Source organism: Nonomuraea bangladeshensis (assembly GCF_039529455.1).
GTDB classification, from domain to species: Bacteria; Actinomycetota; Actinomycetes; order Streptosporangiales; family Streptosporangiaceae; genus Nonomuraea; species Nonomuraea bangladeshensis.
Genome location: NZ_BAAAMV010000002.1, coordinates 421,546 through 435,187 on the forward strand (window position 1 = coordinate 421,546; position 13,642 = coordinate 435,187).

A 13,642-nucleotide genomic window follows, 5' to 3' on the forward strand; every position below is an offset into this window, starting at 1 on the left:
CTCGTGGCGGGCCGGGCGGAAGGATCAGCCCGCGGCCTTGACCGCGTCGTCGACCAGCTGCTGCCAGGCCTTGTCGTAGGCGACCGAGCCGTCGTCCATGCCCTGGATGACCGACTCGATGGCGTTCTTCACCTGCGCGTGCTTCACGCCGAGGAAGACCGGCTGGAGGGAGGAGGCGGACTTGGCGAAGATCTCACCGATGGGGGCGTCGTTGAAGAACTCGTTCTTCGCGCCCTGGACGGCCGGGTCCTGCTGGGCCTTGGTGTTGCTCGGCATGTTGCCGAAGTCGGTGAAGATGCTCGCCTCGGTCTCCGCCTGGGTCAGGTAGTCGGCCACCATGGCCGCTTCCTTCGGGTGCTTGGACTGCTTGGGCACGGCCAGCCAGGAGCCGCCCCAGTTGCCGCCGCCGCCGGGCACCGAGGCCACGTCCCACTTGCCCTTGGCGTCGTCGCCGGCGTTGCCGCTGACCACGCCGAGCATCCAGGACGGGCAGCCGACCGTGGCGAAGGCGCCCTTCTGGGTGCCCGTGGCCCACTCGTCGGTGAAGTTGCGCAGCTTGGCGGTCAGGCCCTGCTGGCTCATCTTCGAGGCGAAGTCGAAGGCGTTCTTCACCGCCGGGTTCTTGTCGACGATGAGGTTGTTCTGCTGGTCGAAGTAGGTGACGTTGCCGTTCTTGGCGGCATCCTGGTACAGGTACACCTGGTAGAGGGTGTTGGTGCCGTCAGCCCACTTGGTGTCCTTGACCTTGCTCTGGAACTGCTGGCCGACCTTCATGAAGTCGTCCCACGTCGGCCACAGGGCGCTCACCTTGTCGCGCTCGCTCGGCAGGCCGGCCTTCTTGAACAGGTCGGCGCGGTAGCAGAGGCTCATGCCGCCGATGTCGGTGCCGAGGCCGAACAGCTTGCCGTCGGCGGCGACGCCGTTCTCCCACTTCCAGGCGGGGAAGTCGGCCTTACGGGAATCCAGGCCGAACTCCTTCAAGTCGGCCCACCACTCGGGGTGCGCCTTGGCGAGGCCCATGCCGCCCTCGTCGATGCCGACCACGTCGCCCGCGCCCGTGCCGGACGTGAGCCACTGGATCATCTGCGGCCAGTACTGCTGCTCGAACTGGTCCGTCAGGTGCTCTTCCTTGATCTGGATGTCCTTGTGCTCGGCGTTCCACTTCTCGATGGCCTTCTTGTAGCCGAAGTTGGTGCCGCTGCCGAAGGTCTGAACCCGGATCGTGACCGGCTCGGCCGCTCCGGACGAGGCGGGAGCGCTGGACTGCGAAGTGCCGCCGCCGGAACTGCAGGACGCGACCGTCAGCGCCGCCGCGGCCAGCACCGAGGCCGCGGCCAGACCGCCGCGACGCTTGCTGATCATCATGGTGGACCCCTTCTCGGGTGAATGTTGGGGGAGTGCACCGCGGCACGCGCTCCGCCGCGGTGGGAGTCTTTGGGAGCGCTCCCACAAAGGGTGCACTTGCCCGCTGTTCACGTCAATCCACCGAAACGCAACCGTTACCGATGGGGTGATTTGTGACCGTGAAAGCGGATTAAAGGGGATGAAGCGTGCAAAGGGAGGATTGGGAGCGCTCCCATCACATCAGACACGTTTTGTGTCGGATGAAGGGCATGTCGCCCGTATCTGGGGGGCTTGCCGCTGGTCATCGCGCCCAGTCAGCGGGGTTCCAACTGGGTCGCAAAGAAGATCCAAGTGAGCTGCATCCGCATGATGGTGGACTCGGTCACCCGACCCCCGGAGGAGGTGATCAATACCGTTACGCCCGGATGAGCGGGTGCGGTGACGCCGCTCGGGGTCCTGAGAGCGGGCCGTGACCGCGGCCGCTTGAAACCGCTCACACGGGAACGCCCGGCCGGCCGGATCGGGACGCCGGGCGTTCCGCGGGGCGGCCTATGAGTGGCGGCTCGTGGCTATGGCGCGTGGTCCGGGCGGGAGGCGCGGTGCAGCCGCAGGCCGAGGACCGACGACGCCACCAGCACCAGTCCCGCGATCATCAACGCGAGCGAGCCGCCGACCGCGCCGTCCGTCCAGTCCCACACCGCCTCGGGCACGACCAGGGTGAACCCGGCGACGCCCGCCACGAGCAGCACCCAGGCCCGTTCCCACCGGTACAGCACGAGGCAGGCCACCGCGACGGCGAACGTCGTCACGTACGACCAGGCCAGGCTGTCGCCGGTCCCGGCGCCGTGCTGCGCGCCGAACAGCGCCACGACCGCGCCGAGTCCCAGCCCGAGCCGCCGCTGCCCGATCACCCCGGCCATCACCAGGGCCGTCCACGCGACGCCCGTGCCGACCAGCGTCAGGCCCACCGCCATGGAGCCGTAGCCGGCCAGCTCGCCGGCGACGGCCTCGGCGGTCAGCGCCGCGAACCCGGCGGCCGCCACCGCGCAGGGGCCGCCCGGCAGTGCCACGTACCCGGCGGCGGCCAGGACCAGCCCCGTCACGGCGGCGGCCGTGAGCTGACGTCCGGTGACGACGGCGGCGAGCTCGGCGGCGGCCAGGGCCCCGGTCACGGCCGCCAGCGCCAGCGCGACACCCCCGAACCGCCGCCGCACGGTCCCGGTCCGCCCGGCCCCCTCCAACCAGGCCCGCCAGCGCTCCCCGGCACCCAAGTGGACGAGGGACGGGGACTCACCCGGCCTCCCGCCCGACGACGGGCGAGAGCGCGCCGCCCCTCGCGGGCCGGTCCCGCGCGGGCCGGCCCCGTGCGGGCCGGTCTCGTGCGGGCCGGTCTCGTGCGGGCCGGTCTCGTGCGCGGCGGGCCCGTGCGCTGTGGTCCCGTGCGCGGTGGGCCCGTGCGCTGCGGGCCTGTGCTGGGCCAGGGAGGAGCGGAGGCGGGGGCCGAGGTCGGCCAGGAGGAGGCCGGCGGTCAGGAGGGCGGCGGTCGCGGCCAGGAGGATGAGGACGCGGGCCGTCGTGGACAGGACCGGCCACGACGTCCCCGCCAGCGACACCGCGCCCACCAGCAGCAACGCGCCGCCGACGTACCCGGCGACCTCCGCCCACCGCGCCCGCGCCGGCCGCTCCGCCTCGTCGAGCGCCTGGTGCACGGCCAACGCCTGCGCGGCCGTCAGCGTGCCCTCACGTACGAGCCGCCGCAGCACCTCGTCCCGGCTCTGAGTCACCTCGCGGCCCTCCTTCCCCCGTCCCATCGCCGGACAGGCACCTGCCGAAACCCGTCCGGACCACGCCACGCCGGCCCGCATCCCCGAACCTGCCGGGGCCCCGGACGTCCCGCGGAAAGGAGCCGGTCGTTCCTGTGACTAGGGGCCCGTACGGGGCATCTGACCTGGGAGAAGGAGTGGGACGAGGAGGTCTGTGATGAGGGCGAGTGTGGGAGATCGGCTGGTGGTCGAAGGCACGTACGGGGGCGAACTCCGCAAGGAAGGCGTCATCGTACGGGTCGAGCATGACGACGGCTCGCCGCCGTACATCGTGCGGTGGCTGGAGGACGGGCACGAGACCCTGGTGTTCCCCGGCCCCGACGCCCGGGTCGTCGCCGGAGCCCGGTGACCGCGGTGCCGCCGGCTGCGGGGCGTGGCTCGCCGGGCGGATGATCCGGATGCCCAGGTCGCGGCACGTCCCGGTGCCGCCCGGCGGCGGCCGTACCGCGTGGGCGGGCGACCCCGCCCGCGCGGCCGGGCCGCGACGGCACGGGAGCGGGGGAGGCGCGCGATGACCGGGCCCGTCCTGGTCGCCGTGGACGGCTCCGCCCCGGCCGCCGCCGCCGTGGAGTGGGCCGCCGCCGACGCCCAGCTGAGAGGACTGGCGCTGCGGCTCGTGCACGTGTGCGAGCGGCGGCCCCCGGGGCAGGACGGCCTGGAGCCCTGCGAGGAGACGCTGGACGTGGCGCGGGACCGGGCGCTCGCCCTGACCCGCGACGTCGAGGTCGAGGCCGCCCTGCTGACCGGCGACGTGGTCGAGGCGCTGCTCGCGGAGTCGGTGACGGCGGACAGCGTGGTGCTGGGCAGCCGGGGGCTCGGCGGGTTCGCCGGGATGCTGCTCGGCTCGGTCGGCATGGGGGTGGCGGGGCACGCCCCCGGGCCCGTCGTGATCGTACGGGAGACGTCCGTGGTGCGGCACGGCCGGGTGGTCGTGGGCGACGACGGCTCGGAGCAGGCGGCGGCGGCCGTGGCGTACGCGATCGAGCAGGCGAGGGCCCGTGACGTCACCCTGCACGTGGTCTGCGCCTGGCAGTCGCCGGTGTACTCGCCGTACGCGGCCGCGTACGACACGCTGGCGCAGGAGGGCTACGAGTACCTGACGCGGGCCGCGGCCGAGCGGGCGGCGGCGTGGCGGGAGAGCGCCCCCGACGTCCGGATCACCGACGCGCAGGTGCACGGCCACCCGGTGCACGCCCTGATCGAGGCGGGCCGGGCGGCGGACCTCGTGGTCGTGGGCTCGCGCGGGCGCGGCGGCTTCGCCTCGGCCCTGCTCGGGTCCGTCGGCCACGCGGTCCTGCACCGCCTGACCTGCCCGGTCGCGGTGGTCAGGCCGCGCCCCGGCGGCGGGTGACGGATCGGCGCGCCGGGTCAGTTCTCCACCACGACGAGGTCGCCCGCGGGCCGCCGCGGCGCGCGGTCACGCGTCCCCGGCCAGCTCGACGACCACCTCGGGCGGCCGGCGCAGCGAGTTGTGCACGGTGCAGCGCGAGATCACGGCCAGGAACGCGGGCCGCCGCTCGGCGGGCAGGCCGGGCGCGGCCACGCGCAGCCGTACGGCGGCGACCCGGGCGGGCCGGTCGGCGGCCAGGCCGAAGTCCGCGCTCACCCGCAGCCCCTCCCGCGAGGCGCCGTGGCGGGACAGGAAGCGGCCGGCGTAGTAGGCCACGCAGGAGGCGAGGGAGGCGACGAACAGCTCGGTCGGGGTGGCGCCGGCGTCGTCGCCGCCCGCCTGCTCCGGCTGGCCGGCGACCAGCGTGTGGCCCCGTACGGTGATGAGGTAGGACTCGCCGCCGGCGTGCGCGACCTCGACCCGTTCGGGCAGGTCGGACGGCGGTACGGGGGCCTGGAGCGGGATCGTCGCGTGGCGGGTGTCCATGGTGATCTCCTTCGTTCGCCAGGGAGCACGGTGGCCACCCTCCACCTTGGCCTCCGGGAGGGAGAAGGGGGAGGGCCCAAACCCCTCACCGCCGCTTTCCGCAGTCAGGGCGGGTCGAGGGCGGCGAGTGCGGCGTCGATCGTGGGCAGCAGGTCCAGGCCGGCGGCGCCGGCCGTGCCGAGCAGCGGCAGGCCGCCCGTGACCACCAGGCGCCCGCCGGCCGCGGCGGCGTCGCGGGTGGCCGAACGCAGGACCTCAAGGCCGGCCGCGTCCAGGCCGGTCAGCCCGGCGAGGTCCACGACGAGCGCGGGGACCGCCAGCGTGGCGAGCGTCTTCGCGAGGTACATCCGCAGGATCTCCACCGGCGCGCCGGACAACGGCCCGCCGAGCTCGATCAGCAGGACCTCGCCGCGGCTGCGGATCCGCAGGGAGAAGTCGCCGGCGGCGGAAGGGCCCGTCGGGTCTGCGGGCGCGGTCGGGGTCATCGTTCGCTGGCTCTCCAAGGCGCTACGGAAGCATCACCGGCCGGACTTCCCGGCACACCGCCGACGACACTACCGGTTGCGGAAGGAGAACATCACAGCAGGTAACGGAGCCACAGGTAAGGAGCGACCAGGCCGACGGTGACCGCCGTGACGACGAGGCCGTACTTCGTGAACTGCCAGAAGCTGATCGGGGTGCCGTTGCGGGCGGCGATGCCGAGCACGACCACGTTGGCCGCCGCGCCGACGGCGGTGGCGTTGCCGCCCAGGTCGGCGCCGAAGGCCAGCGCCCACCACAGCGTCTGGTCGCCGCCGTTCGCGTCGACGAGCCGCTCGACGATGGGGCTCATGGTGGCGACGTACGGGATGTTGTCCACGATCGCCGACAGCAGGCCGGACACGCCGAGCAGCCCCAGGGTGGTCAGCTCCGGCCGCCCGGCCGTAGCCTCCACGGCGGCCTTCGACAGCTCGCCGATGACCCCGGTCTCCACCAGGGAGCCCACCATGACGAACAGCCCGGCGAAGAACACCAGCGTGGGCCACTCCACCTCGGCGATGGCCTGCTCGGTGGTCACCTTCGTCACCGCGACCAGCACCCCGGCGCCGAGCAGCGCGACGACCGACGGCTCGTAGTGCAGCACCGGGTGCAGCACGAACGCCGCCATGACCAGCACCAGCACGCTCAGCGACTGCCACAGCAGCGTCCGGTCGCCGAGCGCCTCCCGCTCGTCCAGCGCCATGATCTCCGCGGCCCGCTCGGGATCGTGCCGGAAGCGCCGCCCGAACATGAGCCGGCACAGCCCGACGAACACCGCCATCAGCACGACCACCATCGGCGCCATGTGCACGAGGAAGTCGTTGAAGGTCAGCCCGCCCCGGCTGGCGATGATGATGTTCGGCGGATCGCCGATCAGGGTGGCCGCGCCGCCGATGTTGGAGGCCATGGCCTCGGCGATGAGGAACGGCGCGGCGGGCAGCGCCAGCCGCTCGCACACCAGGAACGTGACCGGCGCGATGAGCAGCACCGTGGTCACGTTGTCGAGCAGCGCCGAGGCCGACGCGGTGATGATCACCAGCAGCGCCATGAGCCGGAACGGCCGCCCGCGGGCCCGCTTGGCCGCCCAGATCGCCAGGAACTCGAAGACGCCGGTCTCCTTCAGCACCCCGACGATGATCATCATGCCGAGGAGCAGGAAGATGACGTTCCAGTCGACGCCGGTCCGCTCGGAGAAGAACGCCGCCTCGGCGCCCGTGGCGTGGATCAGCAGCATGATCGCCGCCCCGCCGAGCGCGGCCGCGACCCGGTGGACCTTCTCGGTGGCGATCAGCGCGTACGCGGCCAGGAAGACCGCCACGCTCGCCCAGGAGAGCGCGGTCACGCGGGAAACCGGTCAGTGAGGCGCACTGGCACATCCTCTGCTCAAAACGGATGAACGACTCGCCGACCAGACTTCCCGGCACACCTCTGCTCAACGTATCAAGAACGCTCCCGTGTGGAATCAGGGGCGCGGGGGAGCGGATCATGACCTTCGGCGTGCGCCAGTTCGAGCTGGCGCTGATGCATCGCATGCGCGACCTCGCCGCCGCCCGCGTCGAGGACGCGCTCAAGGGCATGGGCGCCACCCGCGCCGAGCTGCGGCAGGCGCACACCCGGTGGACCGCCATGGCGCACTCGGCCCGGGCACCCAAGGGGCGGCGGGCGTTCCTGGCCGCGCTCGGGCCGCCCGCGTACGAGGGCGAGCGGCGCGTGGGCAGCCTGACCTGCGACGTGGCCCGCTGGGCGCTGCCGTCCTGGCCGGGACTGCGGTTCGAGGTCCTGTCCGGGCCGGGCGGCGAGGTGTGGAACCAGTGGTTCGTCCGGCCGGGCGGCGGGCGGGCGGTTCCGTTCGCCGAGCTGACGCCGTGGAGCTGCGTCGTCGCCGACGTCGGGGCCGGCTTTCCCGGCGCGTCGCACCTCGAGGGCGCGGCCCCCCACCACTGGACGGTCGGCTTCGCCCACGAGGGCGCCCACTACCGCGCCCGCTTCGTCTACGGCCTCCACCAGCGCCTCGACCGGGCCGACGACGACTACTGACGCCCGCACCGAACCGGACGGGACGGCCGGACCGGGCGGCCAGACCGCGCCTCGCCACGCATGGCCAAGCCGTGTCCGGCCGGGCGGCGTGGCCGGGTCAGGGGGCCGCGGGAGCCTGTGCGGCCGTGGACGTCCGCTCCACCAGCGCCGGCTGGAAGATCACCCGCCGGTGCTGATGACCGGGCACCCGGCCGGACTCCTCCAGCAATATCTGCGTGGCCGTGTCGCCGATCTGCTCGCGCGGCTGCCGGATCGACGACAGCGGCACGGCGGCCGCCGCCGCGAAGTCGATGTCGTCGTAGCCGAGGATCGCCACGTCGTCCGGCACCCGCAGCCCGCGCTGCGTCAGCTCCTGCAGCACCCCCAGCGCGACCAGGTCGTTGCCGCAGAACACCGCGGTCGGCCGCGCCCCTGGCGACAGCTCGGCGATCTCCCGGCCCGCCGTGCGGCCGGTCGCGACGTTGAGGTCGGGCAGCCGGATGACGGTCAGCCGCTCCCGCTCGCCCAGTACGGCGGCCAGCCCGTCGTGCCGGTCCTCCACCTGCCGGACGCTGAACGGCCCGCCGGCGTAGGCGATGTGCCGGTGCCCGCGCTCCAGCAGGTGCCGCCCGGCCAGCCGGCCGCCGAGCACGTCGTCCACCGCCACCGCGCACCCGTGGCTGAACCGGGAGGAGTTGTCGAACACGACGACCGGGATGCCCCGCGACACCAGCTGCTCCAGCCGCTCCCGCTGCCCCCGGTCGTTGACCGGCGTGATGAGCACGCCGAGCGGCCGCTGCTCCGCCAGCTCCTCGATCAGCCGCTCCTCCCGGTCGGCGTCCTTGCTGCTGTTGAACACCATCACGGTCAGCCTGTCGCGCTGCGCGGCGCTCTCGACGCCGCTGAGCACGTCGATGAAGAACGGGTTGGCCAGGTCGAGCGCCACGACGGCGATCGTCCGGCTGCGCCCGGCCCGCAGCTGCCGGGCCGAGCCGTTGCGGACGTAGCCGAGCCGCGTGATCGCGGCCTGCACGCGCTCGCGGGTCTCGGGAGCGACCATGTCGGGACGGTTGAGCACGTTGCTCACGGTGCCGACGGAGACCCCGGCGAGGCGGGCGACCTCTTTGATGCTCGACATCGTTCCTCAGTGTCAGTCGCCACCGCGTCCAGCGGCGTGGCCCCCTAGCTTATGCGATCATCAGCCCCGCTGAAACGATTCATCCCATCGCTCACCGTACCGTGACCTCCCGTCGCAGCCGCAGGTCCCGCGACGACGAGCCGACCTGCACGGCCCGCCTCCCGGCGGCGAGCACCCAGCCCTGGCCGCCCCAGTGCCGCAGCGCCCGGCCGGGCACCGTCACCGTGACCCGCCGCCGCTCGCCGGGGGCGAGCCGGACCCGGGCGAAGGCCGCGAGCACGCGCGGCGGCATCGGCACGGGCGGGTCGGCGGGCGGCGTCACGTACACCTGCGCCACCTCCACGCCCTCCCGCCGTCCCACGTTCGCCAGCGTGAACGTCACGCGCAGCCCGTCCCCGGACGGCCGCACCGACAGCCCCGTGTACGCGAACCGCGTGTACGACAGCCCGTGCCCGAACGGGAACAGCGGCTCGATCCCGTACGCGTCGTAGTGCCGGTACCCGACGAAGACGCCCTCGTCGTAGACCGCCGTGCCGGCCACGCCGGGGTAACGCTCGGGCGCGGCGGCCGGCGCGTCCGCGGCCCGCGCCGGGAACGTCACCGGCAGCTTCCCGCCGGGGCAGGCCGCGCCGAGCAGCAGCGCGGCGGTCGCGTCCGCGCCCTCCTGCCCCGGGTACCACATCTGCAGCACCGCCGGCACGTCCGCCAGCCACGGCATGAGCACCGGGTGCCCGGTGTTCAGCACGACGGCGGTCCGCGGGTTGGCCGCCGCCACCGCCGCGATCAGCGCGTCCTGCTCCTTCGGCAGCGCCAGGCTCGTCCGGTCGGTCCCCTCCGTGCCCTCGTCGAAGGCGAACACGACCGCCGCCCGCGCGCCGCGTGCCAGGGCCGCCGCGGCCTCCCGCGCCTCCTGCCGCCGGGCCGGCGTGACCCAGGCCAGCCGGACCTCCAGCGGCTTCCCCGCGACCCCGGTGGCGGAGATCCGCAGCGGCGTGGGCCGTCCGCCCTCCAGCCTGACGACCGCCCCGGCGTTGGTGAGGCCGTCCGCGGTCGCGATCAGGCTGCTGTTGCCGCCGAGCAGCGCCTCGACCGCGCCGATCCTGGTCCCGTCCACGGTGAGCGTGATCGAGCCGCCGGACGACGGCGGGGCGCCGGCGCCCTGGACGCGCAGGTCGTAGTCGCCGGTCGCGGGGGCGGTGATCGTGCCCTTCCAGGTCCAGGACGATCCCGCGGGCAGGGCCGCGGCGCCGGTGTGGTCCACCTGCGTCACGGTCTCCGGGTCGCCGCCCCGGCGGGTGCGGGTCAGCGACAGGGCGCTCGCGGGGACCGGGACGCCGTCCAGGTCCACGCCGGTGGCGAACCGCACCCGCGCGGCCCCGCCCGCCCGGCGGTGCAGGGCGGCGAACGGGCTCTCCGTCCCCGAGCGCAGCACCCGGGCGCTGCCGCCCCCGCCGGCCAGCGGGACGGCGGCGGTGGGGCCGATGACGGCCAGGTCCGCCAGGTCGGCGCGGCGGAGCGGCAGGAGGCCGCGCTCGTTGCGCAACAGCACCGCCCCCGCCAACGCGACCTCCCGCGCCACCACCGCCCCGGCCGCGGCGTCGAACACCGGCCGCGCGGGGTCCCCAGCCGACGGCGCGCCCGTCAGCGCACTCGTCCCCCCGCCCGTCAGCGCACCCGTCCCCCCGCCCGTCAGCCCGCCCGTCAGCGCGTCCGGTACCCCGCCCAGCAGCCCGCCCAGCACCCCGCCAGGCACCCCGCCCGTCACCTCGTTCTGCGGCGCGGTCAGCAGGTCGAAGCGGTCGAGCTGGAGCAGGATCCTGCGCACCGACCGGTCCACGACGGAGCCGGCGAGCCGCCCCGAGGCCACCGCCGCGGCCAGGCCGGAGAAATGGGTGCCCGAGGGCATCTCCATGTCCAGCCCGGCCTCGACCGAGGGGACGCCGCTGCGCGTGCCGCCCCAGTCGGACATCACCCAGCCCGTGAAGCGCCACTCGTCCCGCAGGATCTCGGTGAGCAGGTGCCGGTTCTCGGCGCAGTACCGGCCGTTGACGCGCGGGTACGCGGCCATGACCGCCCCCGCTCCGGCCGCCACCGCCGCCTCGAACGCCGGCAGGTAGACCTCGCGCAGCGTCCGCTCGTCCACGCGCACGTCGACGTTCTGGCGTTCGTTCTCGAAGTTGTTGGCCGCGTAGTGCTTGACCGTGGCGATCGCGCCCTCGCTCTGGATGCCGCGCACCTCGGCGGCGGCCAGCGCGGCGGCGAGCACCGGGTCCTCGCTCAGGGTCTCGAAGTTCCGGCCCGCCTGGGGGACGCGGACGATGTTCACCATCGGCGCCAGGACCACGTCCATGCCGAAGGCCCGGCACTCGCGGCCGAGGACCGCGCCGTACCGGCGGGCCAGGCCAGGGTCGAACGTGGCGGCGAGCGCGACCGGCGCGGGCAGCGCCGTGGCCCGCCCGCCGGCCTGCACGGCGCCGCGCACGCCGGCGGGGCCGTCGGCCAGGCGCAGCTCGGGGATGCCGAGCCGGGGCACGCCGGGCACGTACCCGGCCGCCCCCTTGGCCGCGGGGTCGGCCGCCCCGTGCAGGAGCGCGATCTTCTCCTGGAGCGTCAGCTCACGCAGGAGAGCGTCCACCCGGGACGGCCGGACGTCCGCGCGTACGGGCCCGGCCCGGAGGGCCCCGGCGCACGCGGCGGCGGCCCCCGCCCCGGCGAGCAGGCGGGCCATCTCCCGGCGCGTCACGAACAGGGACGGACCGGATGCGGGGGCTTCGGGCATGGGGCAGCTCCTTCGCGGGTGGGCTGAACCCCGAAACCTAGAGCCGCGACGGGGGCCGGGGCCCAGCGTTCGCCCTTGAACGGAGGATCTCCCGGCCCGACTTTTACCTTCCGCGCCCGCCGCTACGCCGCGATCCCGGCCTCCTTGGCGGCCCGGTCGATGGCGGCCAGCTCGTCGTCGGTGAAGTCGAGGTTGTCCACGGCCGCCACGTTGGCCTCCAGCTGCTCGGGGCTCGACGCCCCGACCAGGACCGAGGTGACGCGCGGGTCGCGCAGCGCCCACGCCAGCGCGAGCTGCGCGACCGTCTGCCCCCGCCCGGCGGCGATCCCGGCCAGGGCCCGTACGAACGCCAGGACCTCGGGCGTCACCCGATCGGCCGTGAGGAAGCGGCCCTCGGCCGCCCGCGAGTCGGCCGGGATGCCGTCGAGGTAGCGGTCGGTGAGCAGCCCCTGCGCCAGCGGCGAGTACACCACGCAGCCCGCGCCCTCGGCCTCCAGCACCCCGAGCAGCCGGTCCTCGATGCCCCGGTTGAGCAGCGAGTACGGCGGCTGGTGCACCAGCAGCGGGGTGCCGAGCCCGCGCAGCAGCCGGGCGATCTCGGCCGTGCGCTCGGGAGAGAAGTTGGACACCCCGGCGTAGAGCACGCGGCCGGTGCGCACCATGTGGTCGAGCGTGGCGGCCTGCTCCTCCAGCGGCGTGTCCTCGTCGTCGCGGTGCAGGTAGAAGATGTCGACGTGTTCGAGGCCGAGCCGGGTGAGCGAGCGGTCCAGGGTGGCGAGCAGGTGCTTGCGGGAGTTGCCCTTGCCGTACGGGCCGTCCCACATGGGGTTGCTGCCCTTGGTGGTGACGACCACCTCGTCCCGCAGGGACGCGGGGAAGATGCGGCCGAACGCGGCCTCGGCGGCGCCGATCGGCGGCCCGTAGCGGTCGGCGATGTCGAAGTGGGTGATGCCGAGGTCGAGGGCCTTGTGCAGGATCGCTCGCTGGCTCTCGACGGGCTTGCCCTCGCCGAAGTTGTGCCACAGGCCCAGCGAGACGGCGGGGAGCAGGAGTCCGCTGCGGCCGCACCTGCGGTACGGCTGGCGTTCGTAGTCCAAGGTGACCTTCCGCGTGATCGCTATGAATCGTTTCACGGCCACGTTATCGTGCCGCCCCGCGAAGGACTGAGCGCCGGGTCAGGCCCGCAGGTGCAGGGTCGCCGGGTCCACCGCGTGCCGCAGCGGCCGGCCCGCCGCCACGGCGGCCACCTCCGCGACCGCGCCGGCCGCCAGCCGGTGCAGCTCGGTGCCCACCGACCCGGCCACGTGCGGCGTGAGCAGCACCCCCGGCAGGTCGAACAGCGCGTCGTCCGGCTCGATCACGTCGAGCACCGCGTGGATCCGGCCCCGGGCGACCGCCTTCACCAGCGCGTCCTGGTCCACCAGCGACGGCCGGGCGGTGTTGATCAGTGTCGCCCCCGGGCGCATCAGGGCCAGCTCGGCGGCCCCCACCAGGTGCCGGGTCTCGGGGAGCGCGGGCGCGTGGATGGTCACGACGTCGCTGCGCGCCATCAGCTCGGGCAGCCCGACCAGCTCGGCGTCCAGCCCCTCGGCATCGGCGAGGGTCGGGTCGTACAGCAGGGCGCGCAGGTCGAAGGGGCGCAGCAGCTCCAGCACGCGCCGCCCGACCGCCGAGGCGCCGATCACGCCCACCGTACGGCCCGCGTTGCCGCCCGCCGACCAGATCGCCTCCAGCCCGGGCGGGCGGCGGCTCTCGGTGTAGGCGCGGGAGAGCTGCCAGACCTGCTTGTTGGCCAGCAGGATCATCGCCAGGGTGTACTCCGCGACCGGGACGGCGTTGGCCGCCGCCTGCGAGCTGACCTGGATCCCGCGGGCGAACACCGCCGGCCCGGCCAGCCCCTTCACCGTCCCCGCGGTGTGCACCACGTACCGCAGGCGCGGCGCGTTCTCCAGGGCGCGGGCGTCAAGCGGGGGAGCGCCCCAGCCGGTGATCAGCATCTCGGCCCGCGCCAGCGCCGGCCCCTCGTACCGGGTGAGGACGAGCGTGGGATCGAGCTCGACGTGCCGCCGCAGCTCGGCCAGCAGCTCAGGGGTGAAGAAACGGCCGACCTGCGAGGGCGGGTCGAAGACGAGGATCGCGCGCATGGG

At 74.3% G+C, this 13,642-nt stretch carries 12 protein-coding genes; 3 read left to right on the forward strand and 9 right to left on the reverse strand.

Translation table 11 applies throughout. From position 1 onward, the window contains the following. Positions 1-24: 24 nt before the first annotated feature. Together ABD292_RS06065 and ABD292_RS06070 are read right to left on the reverse strand one after the other, a co-directional pair. A complete protein-coding gene (locus tag ABD292_RS06065; protein WP_344205880.1) occupies positions 25-1,365 on the reverse strand; it encodes an extracellular solute-binding protein in 1,341 nt (446 codons plus the stop codon). Positions 1,366-1,913: 548 nt separating this feature from the next. Next, positions 1,914-3,128: a DUF2157 domain-containing protein gene (locus ABD292_RS06070; protein WP_344205881.1), complete on the reverse strand. Its 1,215-nt coding sequence runs from the start codon at positions 3,126-3,128 to the stop codon at positions 1,914-1,916. A 196-nt stretch (positions 3,129-3,324) separates the two neighbouring features. On the opposite strand from ABD292_RS06070, the gene ABD292_RS06075 reads away from it, so the two are divergent. After that, positions 3,325-3,516, forward strand: a complete 192-nt coding sequence (locus ABD292_RS06075; protein ID WP_344205883.1) for a DUF1918 domain-containing protein — start codon at positions 3,325-3,327, stop codon at positions 3,514-3,516. A gap of 162 nt (positions 3,517-3,678) precedes the next feature. Further along, complete coding sequence (locus ABD292_RS06080; protein ID WP_344205884.1) at positions 3,679-4,518, forward strand: universal stress protein; 840 nt, start codon at positions 3,679-3,681, stop codon at positions 4,516-4,518. A 66-nt stretch (positions 4,519-4,584) separates the two neighbouring features. On the opposite strand, the gene ABD292_RS06085 is transcribed toward ABD292_RS06080, so the two are convergent. The 3 genes from ABD292_RS06085 to ABD292_RS06095 all read right to left on the reverse strand — a co-directional run bounded on the left by ABD292_RS06085 (position 4,585) and on the right by ABD292_RS06095 (position 6,904). Further along, positions 4,585-5,043 (reverse strand): OsmC family protein, encoded by a 459-nt coding sequence (locus ABD292_RS06085; protein WP_344205886.1) that lies wholly within the window; start codon positions 5,041-5,043, stop codon positions 4,585-4,587. A 104-nt stretch (positions 5,044-5,147) separates the two neighbouring features. Next, on the reverse strand, positions 5,148-5,528 hold the full coding sequence (locus ABD292_RS06090; RefSeq protein WP_344205889.1) for an STAS domain-containing protein: 381 nt from the start codon (positions 5,526-5,528) through the stop codon (positions 5,148-5,150). A gap of 92 nt (positions 5,529-5,620) precedes the next feature. Beyond that, positions 5,621-6,904: an ArsB/NhaD family transporter gene (locus ABD292_RS06095; protein ID WP_344205890.1), complete on the reverse strand. Its 1,284-nt coding sequence runs from the start codon at positions 6,902-6,904 to the stop codon at positions 5,621-5,623. A gap of 143 nt (positions 6,905-7,047) precedes the next feature. Here ABD292_RS06095 and ABD292_RS06100 point away from each other — a divergent pair, with 143 nt between their 5' ends. Further along, positions 7,048-7,599, forward strand: coding sequence for a hypothetical protein (locus ABD292_RS06100; protein WP_344205891.1), 552 nt, complete (start codon positions 7,048-7,050; stop codon positions 7,597-7,599). A gap of 97 nt (positions 7,600-7,696) precedes the next feature. On the opposite strand, the gene ABD292_RS06105 is transcribed toward ABD292_RS06100, so the two are convergent. The 4 genes from ABD292_RS06105 to ABD292_RS06120 form a co-directional block, all read right to left on the reverse strand. Next, on the reverse strand, positions 7,697-8,716 hold the full coding sequence (locus tag ABD292_RS06105; protein ID WP_344205893.1) for a LacI family DNA-binding transcriptional regulator: 1,020 nt from the start codon (positions 8,714-8,716) through the stop codon (positions 7,697-7,699). Positions 8,717-8,807: 91 nt separating this feature from the next. Then, positions 8,808-11,495 (reverse strand): glycoside hydrolase family 3 C-terminal domain-containing protein, encoded by a 2,688-nt coding sequence (locus ABD292_RS06110; RefSeq protein WP_344205894.1) that lies wholly within the window; start codon positions 11,493-11,495, stop codon positions 8,808-8,810. Between the two features lie 122 nt (positions 11,496-11,617). Then, entirely contained in the window at positions 11,618-12,628 is a 1,011-nt protein-coding gene (locus tag ABD292_RS06115; protein WP_344205895.1) for an aldo/keto reductase, read from the reverse strand. Positions 12,629-12,670: 42 nt separating this feature from the next. Then, positions 12,671-13,639: a hydroxyacid dehydrogenase gene (locus tag ABD292_RS06120; RefSeq protein ID WP_344206436.1), complete on the reverse strand. Its 969-nt coding sequence runs from the start codon at positions 13,637-13,639 to the stop codon at positions 12,671-12,673. Positions 13,640-13,642 lie beyond the last annotated feature (3 nt).

Coding starts and splice junctions, on each gene's coding strand:
- ABD292_RS06065 (WP_344205880.1), bottom strand. CDS start 1,365: ATGATGATCAGCAAGCGTCGCGGCGGTCTGGCCGCGGCCTCGGTGCTG.
- ABD292_RS06075 (WP_344205883.1), top strand. CDS start 3,325: ATGAGGGCGAGTGTGGGAGATCGGCTGGTGGTCGAAGGCACGTACGGG.
- ABD292_RS06080 (WP_344205884.1), top strand. CDS start 3,679: ATGACCGGGCCCGTCCTGGTCGCCGTGGACGGCTCCGCCCCGGCCGCC.
- ABD292_RS06085 (WP_344205886.1), bottom strand. CDS start 5,043: ATGGACACCCGCCACGCGACGATCCCGCTCCAGGCCCCCGTACCGCCG.
- ABD292_RS06090 (WP_344205889.1), bottom strand. CDS start 5,528: ATGACCCCGACCGCGCCCGCAGACCCGACGGGCCCTTCCGCCGCCGGC.
- ABD292_RS06100 (WP_344205891.1), top strand. CDS start 7,048: ATGACCTTCGGCGTGCGCCAGTTCGAGCTGGCGCTGATGCATCGCATG.
- ABD292_RS06105 (WP_344205893.1), bottom strand. CDS start 8,716: ATGTCGAGCATCAAAGAGGTCGCCCGCCTCGCCGGGGTCTCCGTCGGC.
- ABD292_RS06110 (WP_344205894.1), bottom strand. CDS start 11,495: ATGCCCGAAGCCCCCGCATCCGGTCCGTCCCTGTTCGTGACGCGCCGG.
- ABD292_RS06120 (WP_344206436.1), bottom strand. CDS start 13,639: ATGCGCGCGATCCTCGTCTTCGACCCGCCCTCGCAGGTCGGCCGTTTC.